Genomic DNA, 22,520 nt, shown 5'->3' with positions numbered 1-22,520 from the left:
CGGGCGGGCGAACGGAGGCGTGGTGGGCGAACGGCGGACCTGGCCTGCCCTGGCCATCGCCTCCGCACTGACGCTCATCTGCGCGATCGTCGCGGCGGTCGCGGCGAACGCCGCCCTGGCCGAGCTCACCCGCGGACCCAGCCCCGAAGAGGTGCGGCAGGCCACGGCGGCCGAGGTAGCACGGCGCTGGGAGCGCTGGCCCGTGGGCCGGATCTTCCCGGCGACCCTGACGTACAACAGCGAGCAGGGCGGCGTGGAGCGGGCGCGGCGGGTCGGCGTCTCCTCCCGGTACGGCTGCCGGACGGCGACCGACACGCGGCTGCACAAGGCCCTGCGAGCCGCCGGCTGCCGGGCGGTCCTGCGCGCCACCTATCTGGACGCCCTGCAGGGCGTCGTGGTCACCGTGGGCGTCGCCGCCTTTCCCGACGCCCGCTCGGCGGCGGCCGCTGAGCACGCCTTTCCACGCGGCGGCGGTCCCGTCCCCGGGCTGCGTGCCCTCGCCTTCCCCGGGACCGTGACCGACCGTTTCAGCCAGGCGGGCCGGCAGGCGGCCACGGTACGGCAGGCCGGGCCGTACCTCGTGATGACCACGGCCGGGCAGGTGGACGGGCGGCCGGCCCGAGCGGTGGGCAGGCAGCGGCCGGGCGTGTTCTCGTTCACCGACGCTCTGGCCGGCCAGATCGCGTCGACGCTCACCGCACCGGCCGCCCCCGACTGCGCCGCCGAGGAGTGGCGGTGCTGAGATGCTGAAAGGGCGGGGGATCGCGCGCGTGGTCGCCACGCTCCTGGCCGCGGCGGCGGCCGTGCTCGCACCGGCCCTGCCGGCGCCGGGCACCGCCCCCGCCCGCGCCGACGACGTACGGCTGAGCCAGCGCGACGTGCTGCGGACGCTGGACGTGGCCGACGCCTGGACCCTCACGAGGGGCCGGGGCGTGATCGTGGCCGTGCTCGACTCCGGCGTCGACCCCAGCCACCGGGACCTCGCCGGCTCGGTGGTCACCGGCAGGGACTTCACCGTGGGCGCGAACCCTCGCGGCATCGAGCCGCTGCGCCTGCACGGCACCTACATGGCGTCGCTGATCGCGGGCCACGGGCACGGGCCGGGCGGCGGCGACGGCATCATCGGTGTGGCGCCGGAGGCGAAGGTGCTGTCCGTCCGGGTGATCCTGGAGGACGAGGAGCCCGGCTTCCGCAAGTTCAACTCCGACCCCCGCTTCGAGGGCGTGGTGGCCAAGGGCATCAGGTACGCCGTCGACCACGGCGCCGACGTCATAAACCTGTCGCTCTCCAAGGATCTGCCCACCCGGGCGGAACGCGCGGCCATCCGCTACGCCATCTCCAAGGGCGTGGTCCTCGTGGCAGCCGCGGGAAACGACGGCGCGGGCAAACGCACCGCGCCGTACTCCTATCCGGCGTCGATCCCCGGGGTGATCTCGGTGGCCGCCGTCACCCCGGCCCTGCACCGCGCGTCGTTCTCGAACCGGAACTCCTCGGTCATGGTGGCGGCGCCCGGGGTGGACATCCTCGGCGCCGGTCCGGGAGACGAGTACTGGGTGGGGCGCGGCACCTCCCAGGCCACCGCCCTCGTGTCCGGCGTCGCGGCGCTCATCAAGGCACGCCACCCCCGGATGGCGCCCGCGCTGGTCGCCCAGGCGCTGGCCTCGTCCCCGGCCGGCAAGGGCGGCTACAACACCGGTACCGGCTTCGGCGTCGTCAACGCCCACCGCGCGCTGAACTCCGCCGAGACCCTCTCACGGCACCGGGTCACCGCCCGGGGACACGGGGTGCGTGATCCGGACCGTCCCCTCGTCGCCGCCACGGCGGGGGCCGACCCCATCGTCGTCGTGCGACGTGACCGGGACGGCATCATGCTCCACGGCGGCATCGCCCTGGCGGGCCTCGGCGGCGTCGGCGTGGGCCTGGCCGCGATCATCGTGCTCGTACGGCGAGTCGGCGGGCCGGACCGCAACCCGTCGTACGCCGGCGGCGTCGCGGCCGTGCCGTACGGAGAAGACCCGCCGGAATCGGCGGAACGGGGGGACATGACGGACCTGTTCGGCCGGCGAGACCGACCGATCCCACCGGGTGAGCCACCCGAAACGGCGAGATCGGCGACGTCACCTCCGTGGCTCCCGGGTCGGCCGACGTAGCATCGGAGTATGCCGCCTGAGCACGACCGGCGCGCGCGGCCCGGTGGTCGGCGAGCGCCCGGACCATCCGCCGGTCGGGTGCGTGCGCGCCCCTGGCCGGGAACCAGGCGACGGGCGGCGGCGGAGCGGGAGGCCAGGGAAAGGGCGAGGCTGGCACAGGGTGTCCGGTTCCGTTCGGCCTACCTCGCGATCATGGGGGTCATCCTGGCCGTCGCCGCGCTGAACGTGCTGCTCGGCTCGATCGGAGTGATCAACGAGAGGCGCTCGCGCCCGCTCACAGAGGCGGAACGGGCGAGGTACGTCGCCGAGGACGTGGCGCGCCGCTGGCACGCCTGGCCGGTCGGCATGGTCTTCCCCGAGGAACTGCAGTACATGGCGCTCGGCCGGGCGCGGCAGTACGCCCACCGGGTGGGGGTGGCACCCGAGGCGGCCTGCACAGCGGCGCTCGACCCGCAGGTCTCGTCGGTCCTCGGACGGTACGGCTGCCGCACCGTGCTGCGCGCCACCTACATCGACCAGACGGCCGCCTTCGCCGTGACCGTGGGCGTGGCCGTACTGCGCGATGAGGAGGCCGGGAGGCGGGCCGCCGCCGAACTTCCGGTGGACGACCGGGTCGGCGTGCGGCCGGTGGCGTTCCCCGGCACCGTCACCGACACCTTCGGCCCGGCGCAGCGGCAGTGGACCGGCTGGACCATGGCCGGGCCGTACATCGTCCTGTCGACCGCGGGGTACGCCGATGGCAGGACCAGGGAATCCGTCCCGCCGGAGGAAGCGCTGAACAGTGAGATGCCGCCGACGGCCCAGTCGATCGCCGGGCGCATCGCGCGCGCCCTCGTCGAGCCCCCCGACGTGCCGCGCTGCACCCGGGGGGACGCGTGCTGAGACGGCCGGAGACGGGGCTGCTCCCCCGGCGGGGGAGAGGCGGGGCGGGCCGGGTGCCGAGAAGGGGCGGCGTGCCGCGGTGGGTCGCGCTGTGGGGGGCGCTGGCGGCCTCCGCTTCCGCGACGGGACCGCTCGCCGCCGGACCCGCCGCGGCCGATCCGGCACCCGCCGGCTCCGTTCATGTGAACTCCGTTCGTGCGGGCTCCGTCGGCGTCGACTCCGCGCGCGTGGACTCCGTCCGCGTGACCCCGTTCCGTACGGCCCCGGGCGGCGACGCGCGGCGCTGGGCCGTGGACGCGGTCAACGCCCCCGCCGCGTGGCGGGTCACCAGGGGCTCGGGCGTGACCGTGGCGGTGCTGGGCGCCGACCGTCCGGATGAGAACGTGCCGGAACTGCGGGGCCGGGTCACCCAGGGGCCGGACATGACGGGCCTCGACCGGGCGGACGGGGCCTTCGGCGACGGGCCGACCGGCCGCACCGGCACCGCGATCGCGTCCCTGATCGCCGGCGGCGGACGCGGCGGCGAGATCTCCGGCGTCGCCCCGGAGGCGAGCGTCCTGGTCATCCCGGTCGTCCATCGGGGGACCGGGCAGCCGTCCGGCGGAGGCGTCGTGGAGCCCGACCCGGGGCCTGGCCCGCTCGCCGACACGCCGTTCGCACGCGGGATCCGATACGCCACCAACCAGGGCGCCTCGGTCATCTGCCTCCCGGCCTCCCATCACGGCGTGTCGCGGGCGGAACGTGAAGCCGTCTCCTACGCGCTGTCTCGCGGAGTCGTGCTGGTCGCCTCCGTGGGAGACGGCGGCCGATCGGAGTACGCCCGGCGGAACGGCACGTCGTACTGGCGCTTCCCGGCGGGCTATCCGGGGGTCGTGGGAGTGGCCGCCGTCGACCGGCAGGGGCGCAAGGCCCCGGACAGCAGCGACAACCTGTCGGTGCTGGTCGCGGCGCCCGGGGCCGACGTGCCTGTGGCGGTGCCCGGGGGCGGGCACGGCACCGCGTCGGGGACCGGCGTGGCCGGCGCGATCGTCGCGGGAGCCGCCGCATTGATAAAAGCGAAATATCCCGATATGGCGCCCGAGTTGGTGGTCAGGGCTCTGACCTCGACTTCTCGTCCCCATCCGCGTCCCGGTTACGACGACAAAGTGGGATTCGGTGTAGTGGACGCGGCCGCCGCCCTGGCGAAGGCCGGGGAGCTGAGCGGTTATACCCGTACGGTGCCCGTGCGAGACGGCGCGCATTTCGGCGGCGGCCCGCTTTCCGGGGCACCCGTGCGACCGGGACCCGACCCCGTTAGGCTCTGGGTCTACGGCATCGCCGCGGCCCTCGGGGCCGTCGGTTTCGGTATCGCGGTAGGTGCGCTCGCCCGGCGTTGACACCTTCTGAGCGATCACATGTTGGCTGCCATTTGGCCGCGTTTCGGATGCGGTCATCGGCGTGTCCGCGTTTTGTGTTACAGCGCCGGGTCAAGTTTCGCTAATGTCGCGCCTCATGGGTTACGAGCTGCGCGTAGAGCGTGAAGCACCGCTTGCCTACGCCGAACTCGCGAGCGTGCTTTCGGCGGAGGCCGGATTCGAGCTGCGGGGGTCGCAGGAGGCCGGCGAGGTCGTCGCGTTTCATGGCGACTCGGCGTACCATGTCGCGGCCTGGTCCGGGCGCCTGTTCGGCACGCCCGGGTCGGACTGGCAGGTGGCCCAACTCGCCCGGATCACCGACCTGGTCGGCGCGAGGCTGGTGGGGGAGGACGGAGAGTCGTACGGCATCAGGGACGGCGTCGTCGAGCAGGTGAACGGATCATCCGCATACGAGTTCGGTAAGCTTGAGGAGATAATCGCCGCTGGACCGGCCGAGTGGAGCGCTTGAGCACCGGGCGTGGCGAACCGTCGCCGTACGCGGAGCGGGTGCTCGACGTGGTCGAGCTGATCCCTCCGGGCAAGGTCATGTCGTACGGCGACATCGCCGAGTATCTCGGTGAGGGTGGTCCCAGGCAGGTCGGCCGCGTGATGTCCGATTGGGGCGGTGGGGTGCCGTGGTGGCGGGTCGTCCACGCGGACGGCACTCCGGCGCAGGGTTTGGAGGACCGGTGCCTGGCCAGGTGGCGGGAGGAAGGGACTCCCGCGCGAGGAACGCGGGTGGACATGCGTTCGGCCCGATGGGACGGACGGACCTCCTGACCGGATTACCATTTCTAGAACGCCGGTCTTCGAAGGGTGGTGCCCCCCTATGACACCCGCACGCATGAGCGACGCGGTCGCCGATCGATTGCGGGCTGTCCAGGATCTGTACGACCGGGGAGAGCCCGTCGAGGCCCTGGTCGCGCTGGTCCGGGAGGAAGGGCTGACCCGGGCGGAGCGGGCCCAGGTCGACCGAGAGGCGATCATCGGGCCGCTGGGGCTCCGGCTCGACGCCGCCGCCAAACGCGGCGCCGGACGGCGCAGGCAGGCGATCGACGCCCTGCGGCCGTACCTCGCCGAGGTCGACCCGAAGGTGAAGCGAGATCTCCCGGTCGGCCGGCGGGTGGCCTGCCACCTCGTCGAGACATGGGACCCCGGAGAGCTCGCGGAAAGCGATGCGCTGGCCAAGCTGGCCGCCGCTGCGGCCGAGCCGTCCCGCCGGGTGCGCAAGGGCCTGCGGTGGTACGCGGACCTCCCGGTGGAGGTCGATCAGCAGTCGCTGCTGCGGCTGCGCGCGACCGACCTCGTGCCGGTCACCCAGATCGACGACATCAGGTGGGAGGGCGGCCGGCTGCGGATCAGCGGCTACGCCTACCTCGCCGGCCTGTCGGTGCGCAGCCGCCGGTTCAACCGCGCCACCGTGGTGCTGCGCGGTCCCGCGTGGCTGCCGCCCGTGACGCTGAAGACACGGCGCACCCACCGCCCTGAGGCCACCTACGCCGCCAAGGAACCGGGCTGCAACTATGACTGGTCCGGCTTCACCGCCGAGCTGAGCCCGTTCTCGCTGCGCTGGCGTGCCGGGCTGCGCGCCATGGTACGCGGCACGAAGCGGCTGCTGCGCCGCCGTCACCTGGTCCAGGACACCACCACCTGGCGGGCCGAGATCGTGATCTGGAGCCGCGCCGCGCGGTCGGCCGGCCCCCTGCGCGGCCCCGCCATCGGCCGTACCGAGCGTCCGGCCGGGCTGCGGGTGCGCCCGCGCTGGTGGGTCCGCCCGGTGTGGACCTCCGACAAGGCGCTGCAGGTGGTACTCCAGCCGACGCGGGCCGAGCTCACCGAGGTCCGCCTGGGCGGCGAGATGGTGCACCTCACCGGATTCCTGCCGGGCCGTCCCATCACCAAGGGCAAGGCCAGGGTGGGCGGGCACCGGATTTCCGCGGACTTCACCCCCGTGGCGGACGGCACCCGGTTCTCGCTGGCCCTCGCCGTACAGACCGTGCTGAACGCGGAGGCGCGGCGGCTGTGGGTCGAGCCCAAGGGCGACCCGGCGGCCACCGTGATGCTGGAGGGCGCCGAGGAGACCCGGCTCCTCGTCGGGGACCGGGAGATCACCGTCCAGGGCGACCGGCGCGACCGCGTCGTCATCTCCGGCCACAAGATCCGCCCAGTGATCACCTCGGCCGAGTGGCGCGAGGAGACGCTCACGCTCACCGGCCAGTACCCCGACCCGGACGCGGGACCCCGCGACCTGGTGCTCCGGCATCGCGGCGGGCTGACGATCCGTGTGCCGCTGCTGCGCGAGGGCGACTCGTTCTCGGCGAAGTTCTCGCCCGGCGCCATGCCCCGTTTCGGGACGACCGTGCCGCTCGCCGAGGGCAACTGGAGCATCTCCGTCGCCCCTCCCGCCCAGTACGGCAAGGCCATGGTGCCGGCCCGCTTCGATCACGCCGGGCTCGCGACGCTGGACGAGGAGGCGCGTACGATCGGCGGCCGGGTCTACCGGTTCGTGGCGACACGCTACGACGTGCCCCTGCTGGTCGCGGCCGAGGAACGGCCCGGCGACGAGCGCAGCGCGGCGGGGGTGTGGGCGCTCAGCCGCACCTTCTATCCGGCCGAGCGGGCCCGTCCGCTGCGGGAGGCGACCGTCTACACCTCCTTCGACGGCCGGTCCTACTCCGACAACCCGCGTGCCATCTACGAGGAGCGCGTGCGGCGCGGTGACGGGGGCGAGCACATCTGGGTCGTCCGGGACGGCGCTTTCGTCCCGCCCGGCTCGCGTGAGCTCGGCCTGGGCGACGGCATCGTTCCCACGGTGGTCCGTGAGGGCAGCCGTGAGCACTACGAGGCGCTGGCCCGGGCCCGGTACGTGGTGTCCAACGGTTTCCTGCCGCAGTGGTTCCGCACCCGTGAGGACCAGGTGTGCGTGCAGACCTGGCACGGCACTCCGGTGAAGCACATCGGCCGCGACCAGGCGCACATGAAGCGCGAGCCGAGGCCGCCGGTCTGGCACCGCCAGGCCATCGAGGTGCGCGGCTGGGACCTGTTGCTGTCACAGAGCGAGTGGGCCTCGTCGGTGCTGCGGAAGGCGTTCGGCTACGAGGGCGAGATCCTGGAGGCGGGCTACCCGCGCAACGACGTGCTGGTCTCGGCGGACCGGGACGCCCTGGCCGCTGAGATCAGGCGGCGGGTCGGCGTGCCGGAGGGCAGGCGTGTGGTCCTCTACGCGCCGACGTTCCGCGACCACGACCGCAGAAACGCCGCGGTCAAGCTGGATCTGGCCGACGCGAAGCGGGCCCTCGGGGACGATCACATCGTGCTCGTACGCGGGCACATGATGCAGGCGTACCCGCATGTGCACAGCCACGATGGGTTCGCCATCGACGTCACGACATATCCGGATATCGCGGATCTGCTGGTGATCGCGGACGTGCTCGTCACCGACTACTCGTCGGTCATGTTCGACTTCGTGACCACCGGGCGGCCGGTCGTGCTGTTCACCCCCGACCTGGCCAAGTATCGGTCGACCCGCGGGATCTACCTCGATCTGGAGTCGCAGCGACCCGGCCCGCGCCTGGAGACCTCGGCCGAGGTGGTGGAGGTGCTGCGCAACATCGACACCGCCACGGCCAAGCTGGCCGACCGCTACGCATCCTTCGTCCGCACCTACGCACCCCACGACAACGGCAAGGCGACCGCCCGCGTGGTCGACCACATCTTCAGGTCCTGATCGCCCGTCTCCTGATTGTCTGCTTCAGATTCCTGGTCGGCTCTCCACGAAGGCCGGTCTCTGGCGCAGGTGGGCGCGTTCGGGTTCGGTGTCGGCGAGCTTCGGGGCTCGCCGAAAGACCGTACGTCGTAGAGCGCTACGATCTGCGGCCAATCTGTGGTGGCGAGGTCGGCGGCCTCGTCGTGCAGGGCGGCGATCGTGGCCTGCACGACGTAAGGACCGGTCGGCCCGCCCGCGAGCGCCTCGTGCACGAAGACGAGGCCCTCCTCGATCGTCGCCCGGTCCCAGCGGCCGTGGTCCTCGGCGGGCAGGGCAGGGTGACCGCAGGTGAAGAACAGCAGGAGCCGTTCGTCGGGTAGGTCGCACTCCGGACCCGACGATATGGACACCACCCCGAAAATTCTCGCTGCGATCGCTTCCGCAGCGCCGTGAACAGATGGTCACGCTCGAAGCCCGCCGTCACTGGAGTCGTACGACAGGCGTTCGTCGATCTGGTGTCACAGAATGTGATCGTGCTATAACGTTGTGTGTGATGCCGTCCCCCCAACACGACACACTCAACCTGATGTTCCGCAACCGGCCAGAGCTCGCCGTGGAGATGTTGCGCGATCAGCTCGGCGTCGAGATGCCCGACGGGCTTCCGGTTCAGCTGGTGAACAACGAGCTCAACGACCGCCCGTCCAAAGACCTGTATCCCGACACCGTGATCACGATCGGCCCTCGGCACGACCCCAGGCACGCCATCATCGTCGAGATCCAGCAGAAGAAGGACGAGACGAAGCGCAAGCAGTTGCCGCGGTACGCCGTAGCGCTGTGGCTGCAGCTGTCCTGTCCGATCATCGTGCTGGTCATCTGCCCGGACGTGCGGGTCGCCGCATGGGCGGCCGAGCCGATCCCCTTCGGGGTGCCGGGCTGCGCGCTGAAGTGCGAGGTGATCGGCCCCGAGCAGATTCCGCCGGTCACCGACCCGGCGGAGGCGGCGGCGCATCCGGAGCTGGCCGCGTTGTCAGTGATGACCCACGGGGAAGACGCTCCGGTGGTGGAGGCGTTCATGTCCGGGCTGCAACGCCTCCCCGACGAACACGCTCCGCAATATTATGAATACGCATATCGCTTGGCCTCGCTGGCTGCCCGACACGTCATGGAGAAGCTCATGGAATCAGCTACCTGGCCGGTTTACAGCCCCTTCGCCCGCGAGCACTACGGCAAAGGCGTCCAAGTCGGCCGGACAGAAGGCCGAGCCGAGGGCCGAGCCGAGGATGTGCTGACCGTCCTGCAGGTGCGGGGTGTTCCTGTCTCCGATGCCGAGCGCGACCGCATCGTCACGTGCACTGATCTGAATCGGCTCGATGGCTGGTTGCGGCGTGCCGTCACCGTCACCTCCACCGCCGACCTATTCGACGACGAGCTCGGACGATCCGTCGGATAAGGGCGTTTCCACGGGGAAGACGAATGGCCCCGCCCGCTGCGCGATCGGCTGGTGTCCAGGATCATCCGAATCTGACGGAAGGGCGCAATTCCCACACGATAATTCATCAGGACCTCCGAGGAGACCCCCGCCTTCAGGCGGGGGAGGAATCGGACCCCTGCGGAGCAGGGCAGGGATAGGCGGTTCGCTGCCAGGCGAACCGCCGTCTCGAACACCTGCGTGATGCTTAGCTGATCGTACGGTAAAATGTGAGGCATGGCGCAGCTTGTGAAGCGGGCGTACAAGTACCGCTTCTACCCGACCCCCGAGCAGGCCGAGGAGCTTGCCCGGATGTTCGGGTGCGTGCGCCTGGTCTACAACAAGGCTCTTGAGGAGCGGACCCGCGCCTACACCCAAGAGGGCCGCCGGGTCTCCTACGTGGAGACCTCGGCGATGCTCACCGCCTGGAAGCGCACCGAGGAACCGGCGTTCCTCAACGAGGTGTCCAGCGTGCCGCTCCAGCAGGCGCTTCGGCACCTGCAAGCGGCGTTCGCGAACTTCTTCGCCAAGCGAGCCGAGTACCCGGCGTTCAAGTCCCGTAAGCGCTCGCGTGCGTCGGCGGAGTACACCCGCTCCGCGTTCCGCTGGAAGGACGGGCGGCTGTTCCTGGCGAAGATGGACGGCCCGCTGAACATCGTGTGGTCGTGCCGGCTTCCGGAGGGGGCGGAGCCGTCCACGGTCACCGTGAGCAGGGACGCGGCCGGGCGGTGGTTCGTGTCGATTCTGGTCGAGGAGAAGATCCGCCCACTCGACCCGAGTGGGAACCGGGTTGGGGTGGACGCCGGGGTCGCCGCCCTGGTCACGCTCTCCACCGGGGAGAAGGTCACCAACCCCCGGCATGAGCGGCGTGACCGGCGCAAGCTCGCCAAGGCGCAGCGTGCCCTGGCCCGCAAGCAGAAGGGCTCGAAAAACCGCGAGAAGGCCCGATTGAAGGTCGCCCGCGTGTACGCGCGGATCACCGACCGACGGCGCGACTTCCTGCACAAGGTCACCACACGGCTTGTTCGCGAGAACCAAGTGATCGCCGTGGAAGACCTGACCGTCCGCACCATGGTCCGCAACCACAGCCTGGCCCGCGCCATCTCCGATGCGTCCTGGCGGGAACTCCGCTCGATGCTGGAGTACAAGTGCGCCTGGTACGGACGCACGCTGGTGACCGTGGACCGGTGGTTCCCCAGCAGCAAGCTGTGCTCGGCGTGCGGCACCCTGCGATCTCCGGCAACGGTGTTCTCATGACCGGCAGCGGCACGCCCCCGTCCTCGGCCTGGCGAGGCCGGGGGACGGGGGTGCCGTACGGGGATCGTTCGTCTGTGCCCTATCGGGCCTTGGGGGCGGGCAGGGCGGGCTTCATGTGCGGGTTGGGCGGGTTCCCTTCGCGGGGACCGGTCGGTGCGTCGGCCGCTTGGCGGCCGGTGCCAGTGGTGGGTCGTGGTGTACTCTGCGGGCCGTCGCCGCTTGTAGCGAGGTCCCGCTGAAGCAGGGCCGCCCCAGGGGCGGGTCCGAGTTTCTTCCAGGCCGTGCTCTGGCCCGGTTCGTCACTGGCGGTGGTCCAGTAGTTGGCGCGCCAGTAGAAGCCGTTCCAGATGACGGTGCTCGCGGTGGTGCCGTCGGGATCGCCGGCGACGAGGGCGGTGCCGGGTTCGTTGCCGCTGTTCTTGCCCTCGGCGACGTACGCGGGTTCGTCGTAGTCGTCCTCGTAGGACACCAGTTGGTAGCCGGTGCCGGGGGCGGGGGCGCCGGTGGCGATGATGTCGGTCTCGCCCGCCGTCATGATGCGCAACTGCCACCACTGGTGCGGCTCGCCGTCGCATTCGTGCACGCTGAGCGACTCGAGGATGCCGTCGGCCTGCAGGCACTTGCCACGGCTCTTGATGCGGTACCAGCCCGAGCCGCCGTCCTCGTCCACACTCCACAGTTGGTTCTCGTTGCCCGGCTGGTTCTCGACCAGATAGGCGGTGTCCCAGCTGGCGGGGTGGTCCAGGACGTTGCCGCCGACCCAGTCCACGATCCGCCAGCTGTCGCCGTCCTTTTCGAAGGCGAAGGTGCCGTGCGGGTTGTAGGGGTGCGGCTGCCACTGCTCGGCCTGGCAGGCGAGCCCGGCGCCGGAGGTGTCCGGGGTGACGGTGGTGGTGCCGCCCTGGCCGTCCTGGGTGGAACCGTAGGTGTGGCCGCCGGTCTTGACGGTGGTGTTGGCCGGACCGGTGAGAGGCAGGTAGTGACGCAGGATGATGTCGCGCTCGGCACCCGGCGCCAGGTCCTCGCAGTAGCCGAGCGTGACGGTAACACGGTGGAAGTCGGCCTTCAGCCCTCCTACGTTGGCGCCGCTGCGCCCCTCATCGATGACGAGGTTCTTGCCGAATTCCTGGTAGTTCTCGTCCTTCAGGATCGGCGGTGTGGAGGTGGGGATGTCGAAGGAGATCTCGGTCCCCGCCGGCAGGGTGGTGTCGGTGTCGTTGGTGATGCGCAGCGTGGGGCGCATGGGATAGAACGGGTCGTCCGTGCTTGCCGGATCCTTCTCGGTGGGATAGTCCACGAGTTCGACCTTGACGTCGACCACATCATCGGGCGGCTCCGTCTCGCCGGCCCGGCTGGTCCGGTAGCCGCCGGAGTCGCGCAGCCCGTCGTCGAGGCGGGTGGTCAGGTCGTGGCCCATGCCGTACTCACCGCTGCCGGACCGGGTGTAGTCGCCTGCGAGCTCCCAGATCATGACGCCGCCGAGCCCGTTGTCCTTGACATATTCGATCTTGGCGTCGAGCGACGTGTTGTTCTCGGTGGACAGGAACACGTTCTTGTCCGGGTTCCACAGCCAGGAGGCTTCGAGCGTGTCGTCGTATTTCTCCTCGTATGTGCCTGTGAGCCGGCCGGCCTCCGTGCCGGTGTCGGTGTAGGCGCGCAGATAGCCGGGGGTGATGCCGTTCTGGAGGTTCTTGGCATGCCAGAGCGGATTGGAGCCGGACGCCACCTCCTGCCCGGCTCCGCCCAGGTCGTGCCAGATGTTGTCGATGCCGGCCGCGCCGTTGCCGCATGACTGGGGGGTGGCCGAACCGGAGCCCGGGCCGGTGCCGGGCTGGCACTGCCCCTGGTCCGGCAGGGCCGAGATGCCCCACAGACCGTCGTCACCGCCGGAGACGTTCTGCCAGCCGCGAGTGTAGTAGGGGACGCCGATGTTGATCCGGCCCGGCGGCAGCGTGCCCCGGTAGTAGTGGTAGGCCCAGTCGACGTTGAAGTAGCCGGTCTCGTCATACTCCTGGGTCGAGTAGAACCCGGCGGCCTCCAGTTCGTTGTCCTTCCCGTCGTCGTACAGCGGGGCCTGCGGGCCCACGAAGTTGTTCCACGAGCCGTGCATGTCGTACGACATGAGGTTGACGAAGTCCAGATATTTCAGGGCCTGCCCGGCGTCGTAGCCGCGTACCAGGTAGCCCGAGGCGGAGGCAGCGGAGGTGAGCAGGTAGTAGCGGCCCCTGTCCGCGCCTGCCTGGTCGAGCTTCTCGCGCAGCGTTTTCATCAGCGCGTTGTAGCCCTTCTGCAGGCCCTTGCGGCGCGGATCCGACAGCTCCCAGTCGGCGGGGTTGCCGGCCTTGGGCAGTGCGCTCGGGTACTCGTAGTCGATGTCCACCCCGTCGAACGCGTCCTTGTACCGGTCGAGGAAGTCGACGACCGAATCGGCGAAGGTGTCGATGCCGTCCTGGTTCACGGTGCCGTCGGCGTTGGTGGCCATCGCGTAGAAGTTGCGCGTGTCGGCCCAGCCGCCCACCGAGATCAGCGTTTTGACCTGCGGGTGCCTCCTCTTGTACGTCGCCAGCAGGTTGAGGTGCCCTCTGTAGGGCAGGTCCGGGTCCATCTGGGTGCCGCCGGCGTCGGGCCAGGTGAGGCCGGTGGCCGGGTTCTCCGGATCTTCGGGGTCGCCGATGGAGATCTTGTTGTCGTCGTCGACCTTCGCGAACGCGTAGTTGATGTGGGTCACCTTCGACCACGGGATGTTCGGCACCAGGTAGCGCGGCTGGTCGTTCTCACCGGTGCGCCAGCCGGTGAAGTAGCCGATGACCCGCCTGTCGTGCCCGTTCCCGCCCAGCCATTCGCGGCCGTCGGTGTCGTACACCTCGCAGTACGGCGTGTCCACGCCGGGGGTCTGCGCGAGTCCCTCCGGACGGCACTGCTCGTGCGAGCCCGACACCGCAGGCTTGGCCTGCCGGTCGTCGGCGTCCATGTCGTAGGGATCGCCCGCGCCGGTCTTGATCTGCATCTTCTCCGGCTTCCACGCCTCTCCGCCGGTCCAGTCGAAGATGCTGCCGCGCAGGCTCGGCCACATCGTCGTGATCTCCATGATGCTCGTCATGTACGTGCTCTTCGACAGATCGTCCAAGTCCACCAGCAGCGTCACCACCTGCGTACCGCTGATCAGGTCGACCCACATGGCCGTCGGTTGCTGGTGCCGCACGATCGCCGCGTCCACCCCTGTCTCGAACGGGGTGCCCTCCAGCGCCGGAATCGCCGAGCCGATCAACGTCGGTTCCACGAGCCATTCGTCGCTGAGAGCGTCGAGGGAGACCTGCACCAGCCCCACATAGCCGTGCCTGAAGACCATCGCCCGGTTCAGCTGGTCCCCCGCGGCGGCATCCACGCCCCATTCGAAAGGGGTGTCCTGGAAGAGGGGCCAGTACCTCGTGATGGGCACGGGGCCCCTGACGAGCTGGTCGTCAGTGGTGCCCGGCGCCATCTCGACCCGCACGTACTGGTTGTCCTCAACGCCGCTGTGGAACAGCAGCAGCTGGTGACCGGTGCTGGTGCGTGCCTCGGCGGCGGCGTCGATGCCGTCGACGAAGTCGGTTCCACTCAGGCTCGGCCAGTTCGAAGTGTCCTTCACCTCACCGAGCCATCCGTCGGTTTGGCCGAAGGTGATTCGGCCCGGATCGATCGCGCCGCTCCGGTCCGCGTCCGGGTTGAAGCGGGCGTAGACGCCGCGCTGGAACATGTAGTGGTCGGCGAGCCGGAAGTCGTCGCCCTGCCAACCGTCCGCGGTCTCCACGACGGCGTCGATGGGCGAACTGCGTGGCCACACGAGGCGGGGATTTCCGGTGTCCCGCCCGTCGCACTCGAAGTACCTCTGGTCCGAATCGTCCATCGTCCGGACGGCCTGGCTGAGGCAGCTACTGAGGGCGTGCTGGCCGAACGCATTCGGATGGATGGCTTCGGCCGTGTCACCCGGCGTGGTGAGACCTGGTACGAAGCGCACCCACTCGGCCTCGTGTTCCAGTATTGGATTCGCCAGCGATTCGCCGGACTCCGCCTGCCGGGTGTGCTTCGAGCACAGCTCGTGCCCCGTGAACGTGTCCGTCAGGTTGAGGAAGGCCGCATCCGCACTCTTGGCCACCCCGCGCAGCGTGGCTTCGATCTTTTTGATGAGGACGTCGCGCGTCCAGTCCAGGTCGACGTCATAGAAGGGGCAGCCGCCCTCGGTGTACCGGTCGTAGTGATCGCCCGTGTACCGCATCTCATCCGACGCGGGCAACGGGGCAGGGTAGGACTGGAGAACGAGCTTGTAGCTGGTATCGTCCTGCCCGGCCTCGATCATGGTGTCGCGGATGGCGGCCAGAACCTCGGAGACGGATCTGCTCACATCGCCTAACCGGCTATCAAGGGTATCGTCGACGTCCGTGTGACACGCGCCTTCCCCGAGCATGAAGGCCGTGGCGCACTGGCTCACGATGTCGGCGAACTCGAGGTCGTTGCCGCCGATGGAGACCACGATCGTGTCCACCCGGTGGGTTTCGGCGACGTCGGCGAGCTGCTCGATCTGGGGCTTTTCACCCTTGAAGGTCTCGGTGAGCAGGTGCTTGGTCTCGGCGCCCGAGCAGGCGATGTTGATCCTGCGTTCCGCCGGGATGTCGGCGATGTCGGCGCGCTTGATCTCCGCGACGTCGGAGCGATGGCAGGCATCGCCGCCTTCGGAGTTCTTCTCGTAGACCTCCGTGCCGTCGGCGGCCCGGTCGGTGCCCCAGGAGTCGCCCCCGGAGGAGGTGTTGGCGTTGCCCTGCCAGCGCCCTCCCTCGCCGGAGATATAGCTGTCCCCCATCGAGACGATGACGGCCGGCAGATCGTCGTCCAGGGGACAGGACTCGGTGGCGGCCGCACGCGGCGCGTTCGCCGCCACCGGCGCCGTGCCGCCCATGCAGGTGTCCGAATCGTCCCCAATACCGAAGAACACCGGGTAGTGATCGGAGCCGTGCTTCGACGTCGATCGGCTGGCCTTGTAGTCGTTACCGGCTCCCTTGGCCACCATGTAGTCGAGCTCGGCGCCGTGGTCGTGGGTCCTCGCACCCTGCCAGATGACGCGTTCGTCGGACTCGAACTCCAGGACTTCGCGCAACGCCGCCTGATTATCCGGAAAGTTTGTCCGCATGGCGCCTTTGAGATGCTTCCGTTGGTTCTCGTAGGCGTTCGAGTCCTCGGAGGGGTACCGGTTCCAGTCGCCCATCGCGGCCCAGTCGCCTTCGAAAGCGGCCGTCTCGTGCAGCTTGGAGAGGTCCTCGACCAGAGTGCCGGCGTTGTTGTTCGCGCGCTTCGGCGTGGTGGAGGCGTGGATGGAGTAGTACCAGGCGCCGTCGATCTTCACCCCCAGGGCGGGGAACATCTTGCCTTCCCAATCCTCGGTCACATTGACGACGTGTACATTCTGCGAGACATCGCCGACGTCCTGGGTGGTGACGATCGCGAGCCCGCGGTTGTTGGAGCCGGTCCGGATTACGAAAGCGGTTGCATCGTCCTTGGCGAGGTTGTACTTCTCGACCCGCCATTTCTGCGGATCCGGCGGAGTCGAGGTCGTGCCGTCCGGCTTGAGGTAGGGCACGTCGTGCTCTGTGGGAGTGAGGCCCAGGAAGTTGCCGTTGGCCACTTCCTGGAGGGCCGCGACGGTGACGTTATGGTTACGCATCAGATCGGGAACCAGTTCCGCGGTCTTCTTGGCCCCATGCAGGTTCCACGTCATCGCGGGCTGCTGTACGGCCGCCGCGGCGGGCCGTGCGAGCGGCACGACGATCTGGAGGAGCCCGGTGAGCAGCACCAGGGCCAGCAGGCCGGCCACCCGGCGGCTCCATCCTCCCCTGAGCGATCGCGCGCCGGGGGACGGGGGTTCGGGGGGTTCGGGGGTTTCGGGCGGTGATGATAGCGACATGCTTCCGTCCTGATTGTGCGCAAAAGCGCTGTTCGTGGCCGCCCTGGACGGTACGCAGACGTGATAACCATTTGACTAACTAAGCGTCAACATTCGATGTCAGGCCATTTTCGACCTTTTGTATCCGTAATTTGTGACATCCTTAACTGCGCAACGGGGGGCTTGACCGGAACGGCCGGCACGCGGTTCAGGTTGAGCCGGTCGCAAGGCAAGATCTTTTCGAGAGCGCCAGGCGGTAGGGTGGTTCGTGGCGGTCTGTTGATCGTCTGACGTGTGCGTACAGGCCGTCACGGCCACTTGGTTGCCCGGTGTTGCCCGGTGTTGCCCGGTGGAGAACCGTACGGTCATCGCGCTCGTGACTGGACCTGTCCGGCGGATGGATCGGATCTACACCGAGAAGACGGGCAGCAGAATCGGACGCCACGTCTACCGTCCCGAGTACGCCAAGCCGGACCGGCCGCGTTCTACCTGCCCGGAGTCGTTCTCATGACGAGGTCGACGCGCATCTTCACGTGAGCTGACAGAAGAAGATCGGGGAATGGCTCAAAGAGCATTTCCCCGTTATTCAGTTCATTGTGACGTTGAGATAACCAGAGCCGGGCTCAGGGATAGCGATCCCGAGGGGGTACATCGTCGCGTCATGGCGAGGGGAGTAAGCCATGTCGTCGTTCCCCACTCCCGATCTGTCCGGTGCCGAATTCCGCAAGTCCACCCATAGCAATAGCGGAGACTCATGCGTTGAAGTCACGTCAAATCTGCCCGGCCGTCATTGCCATATCGCGGAAGCACTCATAGCCGCTGACCGATCTACGCGGTCGCGCACTGGGGTGTACCGCAGCGATCGCATCCCGATTTAAGCGGCATGGTTCACGTCCTGGGCAGGCCTCGCGACGTCACGGCTATGAGACGAGGGCCTGGCGGTGCTTCCAGGCGAGTTCGAGGACGGCTGCGCCGGCCGCCTGCATCGGCTCGTCGTGCACATACCGGCTCACCGACGCCTCATCGAACGGGATGCCCGTCGCGCCGACGACATGTCCCTCCTCGTTCGACGCGGTGACCTCGCTGAAAATCGTGTCGAAGACGCTCGCGTCGATCACGGTCACCGCGAGGATGTCCGTCGCGAAGGTGAGGGGATCCACGCCCATCCCGAGCACCGAGGAACGTAACCGGCCGCTTTCACGAGCGGCCGTCAGCTCTCGATAGAGCGGCCAGGTCCCATAGTCGAAGGCGTCGCCGTACGCCTCCGATCGCCCGAGGAACTCCTCAGCGTACTCGCGGACCACGCACTTCCACAGGTCGAAGTCGCACGTCTCGGCGTGGGGCGTCTCCTCGGCGGGCTGGAACACCCCTACGGGCATGACCTGGTAGAGACCGCCGCCGTGCGCGACGCGAGCGGAATCCCGCCAGTGGAGCACGAACGTCATCGTGCCGGTGTGGTCGTCGCGCCGCAGCGTGAGCATGGAGATCGCCGGGAGCGCGGGCCGACGACGCAGGTCGGTAGGGTCGCCGACGAGCCGGCGGAAGGGCCGTACCGTCACTTCGAGGAGCGTGGCGGCCGCGAACTCGTGGGCGGCGGTTTCGCCGACATCGAGCCCGTCGAAGTAGTGGCCACGGGTGAAGCTCAGCTCCGGCCATGCCACGTCGAGCAGGCGGTAGCACTTCCGGTTCTCGAAAAGCCGCGGTCTGTCGAGGGCCTCCATCGCCTGCGCGTACGTCGGGATGCCCGGCGGGAGCGCGGCCTTGGCTTCCGCCTCCCGACCGGTCACCACGGGAACAGGCGGCCGGTCGGCCCACCGCAGGGCGATCCGGTGGAGCTCCATGGGGTGGGCAAGCGTCCACGCTTCCCTGGTGAGCAGGTGCGTCGAGCCGACCTTGGGCAGGTGCGGATAGAGCCGGTCGGCGGCCTGTGCGAGTTGGTGGCGGTGCTCGTTGAGATAACGGCGCACCCCGCGCCATGACGAGTGAGATCCGTACGGCTGCACGCTCGGGCTCATCGGCACCTCGAAGGCAGGAGTGGAGTTCCTCACCGGTCACCTCTGACTGGGACGCAGGCATCTGTGTATGAACACACGGGTGTCTGCCCAACTTACGCACCGTCGAATGCAGATGGCAGCGACGCTTGTCGATCAACTTGGGCGAGCGGCGGGCCGTGACTCTTCTGCGCGCGTCGCTCCCCGAGATGGTCGCGGTCTTGGGCGTCGACGGCCCCGAGACTCGGCAGGCCCAGGCCCAGACCCTCCTGGACGACCTGGAAGCCTCGGCGACACCGATCTCGATCTGCTCTGACAGGGCTCTTCGGCTGAGAGGTGCCAGGCGGGCCCGTCAATCGCTCCCCACGTGTGAGCACCGGTCACTCTTTTCCACAGGGCTGGGCGATCGGGCACGATCTGTACCCGTCATCTGGTGGAATGCTGAGTTGTGAGTGGTCAGAACTACCGCCTGGTGCGCCGGGAAGGCCTGGGACGGCGCGACATTCCCGTGCTGGACGAGCATCAGCGCGCCGTCGTCGAGCACGAAAGCGGCCCGCTTCTCGTGCTGGCCGGGCCGGGCACGGGGAAGACCACCACCATAGTGGAGACCGTCGTCGATCGGATCGAGCGGCGCGGCGTCGACCCGGAACGGGTCCTGGTCCTCACCTTCAGCCGGAAGGCCGCCGGTGAGCTGCGCGAACGCATCACGGGACGGATGCGCCGCACCACGAGGACACCGCTCGCCCTCACCTTCCACAGCTATGCTTACGCGCTGCTGCGCCGCGAGGCCGTGCTGGCCGACGAGCCGCCGCCGCGGCTGCTGACCGGCCCGGAGCAGCTTCTCGAGGTACGGCGGCTGCTCCTGGGCGAGCTGGAGGACGGCGCGCGACACTGGCCGGACGACATGCGCGAGCTGCTCAAGACCCGGGGCTTCGCCGAGGAGCTGCGCGACTTCCTGTCGCGGGCGGCGGAGCGCGGGCTCGACGGTGACGCGCTCATCGGCCTGGGCAGGGCACAGGGCAGGGCCGACTGGGTGGCGGCCGGCGGGTTCTTCACGCGCTATCAGAGCCGCTTCGACATCGACCCGGTGCCCGCGCTCGACTACGCGGAGTCGATTCGGGCCGCCGGTGATCTGCTGGCGGACGGCGAGGTACGGCAGCGCGAACGGGACGCGTACGACGTGGTGCTCGTGGACGAGTATCAGGACACCGATCCCGCGCAGGAGTTCCTGCTCAGGCAGCTGGCGGGCGACGGCCGCGACCTGATCGCGGTGGGGGACCCCGACCAGTCGATCTACGGCTTCCGCGGTGCCGACGTGCGGGGGATCCTGGAGTTTCCGCAGCGGTTCCGGACCCGGGACGGGCGGGACGCGCCGGTCATCGCCCTGCGCGTCTGCCGGCGCAGCGGCCCGGTGCTGCTCGACGCCTCCCGCCGGGTCGCCCGCCGGCTGCCCGCCGCCCCCCTGCCGGGCTCCGGCGGAGGCCACCGCGACCTGCTGCCGACCTCGCAGACCGCGCGTGGCGAGGTGAAGGTGCTGCTGGCCGACAGTGAGAGCCAGGAGGCCGCGGTGGTCGCGGACACGCTGCGCCGGTCCCATCTGATCGACGGGGTGCCCTGGTCGCGGATGGCCGTGCTCGTACGCAGCACGACCCGGCAGCTGCCGCTGCTGCGACGTGCGCTCATGACCGCCGGCGTGCCGGTGGCGGTCGCGGGCGACGAACTGCCGATCGTCGCCGAGCCCGGTGTGCGGCCGTTCATCACGCTGCTCAGGGTCGCGGTGCGCGGGGAGTCGCCCGACGCCGAGGTCCGCCGGGAGGCGCTCGACGTCGCGACGGCCGAGGAACTGCTGACCGGGCCGCTGGGCGGCACGGACATGATCGGAGTCCGCCGGCTGAGGCGCGCACTGCGAATCACCGAGAACGAAGCCGCCGCCGGAGAGCCGGCCGCCGCGGGCTCTGGCGAAGTCGCCAGGGAGCCGGATGCCGCAGCCGCTGACGAAGGCGTCGAAGCCGTACCGGTCCCGGGGTCTGACATCAGGCCCGGGGTGCCGCGATCGTCCGACGAACTGCTGGTCGCCGCCCTGTGGGACACCAACGAGCTGATCCACGTGGAGCCGCACATCGCGGCCCCGGTCGAGCGGGTCGCCCGTCTGCTCAAATCGGCCTGCGAAGCAGTACGGCAGGGCCGCGGCGCCGAGGAGACTCTGTGGGAGATATGGCAGGCCAGCGGCCTTGCCGAGCGGTGGACCGAGGCCGGGCTGTCCGGCGGGTACCGGGGGGCCCAGGCCGACCGCGACCTGGATGCCGTCGTCGCACTGTTCGACCACGCCGCCAGGTTCACCGACCGCCTGCCCAAGGCCGGGGTGGCGGTGTTCCTCGACGACCTGGCCTCCCAGGAGATCGCCGGTGACACGCTCGCCGAGTCCGCGCCCGAGGGCGAAGCCGTACGGATCCTCACCGCGCACCGCTCGAAGGGGCTCGAATGGGACGTCGTCGTGGTCGCCGGGGTGCAGGAGGGGATCTGGCCCGACCTGCGTCTGAGGGGATCGCTGCTCGGCATCGACGCGCTGGTCGAGCTGACCGCCGGAGCGGAGCCGAGCGGGCCCGAAGCGGAGGCGGCCACGCTCACGTCGAAGCTGCTCGCCGAGGAGCGGCGGCTGTTCTACGTGGCGGCGACCCGGGCTCGCCGCCGGCTGGTCGTCACGGCCGTCGGTGGTGAGGACACCGAGGAACGCCCTTCCCGCTTCCTCACCGAGCTGCTGCCCGAGGGCGTCGAGAAGGCCACGACGGACGACCGGGCGCGCTGGCTCAGCATGCCCGCCCTCGTGGCGGACCTGCGCTCGGTGGTCTGCGACATCGGCCAGCCGGAGGCGCTGCGCCGCGAGGCGGCGGCACACCTCGCCAGGCTGGCCCGTGCCGGGGTGCCCGGCGCCGCGCCGAGCGAGTGGTATGCGAAGACGGAGCTCTCCGACGACCGGCCGCTCGACTGGCGGAACGGCATCGTCCAGATCTCGCCCTCGGCCGTCGAGACGTTCACGGAATGCGGGCTGCGCTGGGTGCTGGAGCGAGCGGTCGGCGCGAGCGAGTCGGGCACCAGCCAGCACCTCGGCACGGTCATCCACGCGATAGCCGTACTGGGCACCAAGGACGGCGTGGACCTGCTCGAACGGCTGAACGACGTCTGGGACAACCTCGACTTCGGCGGGGTGTGGTTCAACCGCAAGCAGCGCAGGGTCGCCGAGCAGATGATCGACCGGTTCGCCCGGTGGCACAAGGGCAACGAGCGCGAGCTGGTCGATACGGAGAAGGCGTTCTCCGTCATGGTGGCGGACGGCGTGCAGATCACCGGCCGGGTCGACCGGTTGGAGCGCGACGGCGAGGGCCGTGCCGTGATCGTGGACATCAAGACCGGCGGCAGCAAGCCCAGGAACGACGAGATCGACCGGCACCCGCAGCTCGGGGTGTACCAGCTCGCCGCGATGCTCGGCGCTTTCGAGCGGCTCAGCGGAGTGGGGGGCGCTTCGCTCCTGCAGGTGGGCAAGGCCGCGGGGAGCAAGGGGGACGCGGTCGAGCAGGTGCAGCCGCCGCTCGACGGTGATCCCGAGCACAACTGGGCCAGGGATCTGGTCGAGAACGTCGCGACCGGGATGACGCGGACACGCTTCGTCGCCCAGGTCAACGACGGCTGCCGCACGTGCCCGGCGAAGATCTCCTGTCCGGTCAACGACAACGGAGGCCAGGTGTGCTGACCGAGGCAGT

12 protein-coding genes and 1 pseudogene are annotated in these 22,520 nt (G+C 69.7%); 10 read left to right on the top strand and 3 right to left on the bottom strand.

Translation table 11 applies throughout. The features are described 5' to 3' along the window. Nucleotides 1–22: 22 nt before the first annotated feature. The 7 genes from ACQP1K_RS23640 to ACQP1K_RS23610 all read left to right on the top strand — a co-directional run bounded on the left by ACQP1K_RS23640 (nt 23) and on the right by ACQP1K_RS23610 (nt 8,153). On the top strand, nt 23–742 hold the full coding sequence (locus ACQP1K_RS23640) for a hypothetical protein (protein WP_433497880.1): 720 nt from the start codon (nt 23–25) through the stop codon (nt 740–742). A 28-nt stretch (nt 743–770) separates the two neighbouring features. Next, entirely contained in the window at nt 771–2,150 is a 1,380-nt protein-coding gene (locus ACQP1K_RS23635) for a S8 family peptidase (RefSeq protein ID WP_433497879.1), read from the top strand. 9 nt (nt 2,151–2,159) lie between these two features. Next, nucleotides 2,160–3,032: a hypothetical protein gene (locus ACQP1K_RS23630; RefSeq protein ID WP_433497878.1), complete on the top strand. Its 873-nt coding sequence runs from the start codon at nt 2,160–2,162 to the stop codon at nt 3,030–3,032. Continuing rightward, nucleotides 3,026–4,408, top strand: a complete 1,383-nt coding sequence (locus tag ACQP1K_RS23625) for a S8 family serine peptidase (protein ID WP_433497877.1) — start codon at nt 3,026–3,028, stop codon at nt 4,406–4,408. The genes ACQP1K_RS23630 and ACQP1K_RS23625 overlap by 7 nt, the downstream gene beginning before the upstream one ends. A 115-nt stretch (nt 4,409–4,523) precedes the next feature. Beyond that, entirely contained in the window at nt 4,524–4,895 is a 372-nt protein-coding gene (locus ACQP1K_RS23620) for a hypothetical protein (protein ID WP_433497876.1), read from the top strand. After that, a complete protein-coding gene (locus tag ACQP1K_RS23615) occupies nt 4,883–5,206 on the top strand; it encodes an MGMT family protein (protein ID WP_433497875.1) in 324 nt (107 codons plus the stop codon). Before ACQP1K_RS23620 ends, ACQP1K_RS23615 begins: the two co-directional genes overlap by 13 nt. A gap of 49 nt (nt 5,207–5,255) precedes the next feature. Beyond that, nucleotides 5,256–8,153 (top strand): CDP-glycerol glycerophosphotransferase family protein, encoded by a 2,898-nt coding sequence (locus ACQP1K_RS23610; RefSeq protein ID WP_433497874.1) that lies wholly within the window; start codon nt 5,256–5,258, stop codon nt 8,151–8,153. Here ACQP1K_RS23610 and ACQP1K_RS23605 read toward each other — a convergent pair. Beyond that, on the bottom strand, nt 8,090–8,542 hold the full coding sequence (locus tag ACQP1K_RS23605; RefSeq protein ID WP_433497873.1) for a hypothetical protein: 453 nt from the start codon (nt 8,540–8,542) through the stop codon (nt 8,090–8,092). The two genes, ACQP1K_RS23610 and ACQP1K_RS23605, sit on opposite strands and share 64 nt — an antisense overlap. Before the next feature lie 176 nt (nt 8,543–8,718). Between ACQP1K_RS23605 and ACQP1K_RS23600 the strand changes: the two genes are divergently transcribed. Beyond that, on the top strand, nt 8,719–9,582 hold the full coding sequence (locus tag ACQP1K_RS23600; RefSeq protein ID WP_433497872.1) for a hypothetical protein: 864 nt from the start codon (nt 8,719–8,721) through the stop codon (nt 9,580–9,582). Nucleotides 9,583–9,837: 255 nt separating this feature from the next. After that, nucleotides 9,838–10,833, top strand: a pseudogene (locus ACQP1K_RS23595) (RNA-guided endonuclease InsQ/TnpB family protein); the annotation flags it as partial. 103 nt (nt 10,834–10,936) lie between these two features. Here the strand turns inward: ACQP1K_RS23595 and ACQP1K_RS23590 are convergent. Together ACQP1K_RS23590 and ACQP1K_RS23585 are read right to left on the bottom strand one after the other, a co-directional pair. Beyond that, complete coding sequence (locus tag ACQP1K_RS23590) at nt 10,937–16,702, bottom strand: glycosyl hydrolase family 18 protein (RefSeq protein WP_433497871.1); 5,766 nt, start codon at nt 16,700–16,702, stop codon at nt 10,937–10,939. Nucleotides 16,703–17,691: 989 nt separating this feature from the next. Then, on the bottom strand, nt 17,692–18,819 hold the full coding sequence (locus tag ACQP1K_RS23585) for a hypothetical protein (RefSeq protein WP_433497870.1): 1,128 nt from the start codon (nt 18,817–18,819) through the stop codon (nt 17,692–17,694). Between the two features lie 391 nt (nt 18,820–19,210). Here ACQP1K_RS23585 and ACQP1K_RS23580 point away from each other — a divergent pair, with 391 nt between their 5' ends. Beyond that, the gene (locus ACQP1K_RS23580; RefSeq protein WP_433497869.1) at nt 19,211–22,510 is read left to right on the top strand and encodes an ATP-dependent helicase; all 3,300 of its coding nucleotides are present in this window, start codon (nt 19,211–19,213) and stop codon (nt 22,508–22,510) included. The last annotated feature ends 10 nt before the right edge of the window (nt 22,511–22,520 follow it).

The organism is Sphaerimonospora sp. CA-214678 (assembly GCF_050942215.1).
GTDB lineage: Bacteria > Actinomycetota > Actinomycetes > Streptosporangiales > Streptosporangiaceae > Sphaerimonospora.
This window is presented reverse-complemented; position numbering and strand designations above follow the sequence as displayed.

Excerpts from the sequence above, each read along its gene's own strand:
- ACQP1K_RS23630 (WP_433497878.1), top strand. The coding sequence starts at position 2,160 with ATGCCGCCTGAGCACGACCGGCGCGCGCGGCCCGGTGGTCGGCGAGCG.
- ACQP1K_RS23620 (WP_433497876.1), top strand. The coding sequence starts at position 4,524 with ATGGGTTACGAGCTGCGCGTAGAGCGTGAAGCACCGCTTGCCTACGCC.
- ACQP1K_RS23610 (WP_433497874.1), top strand. The coding sequence starts at position 5,256 with ATGACACCCGCACGCATGAGCGACGCGGTCGCCGATCGATTGCGGGCT.
- ACQP1K_RS23600 (WP_433497872.1), top strand. The coding sequence starts at position 8,719 with ATGTTCCGCAACCGGCCAGAGCTCGCCGTGGAGATGTTGCGCGATCAG.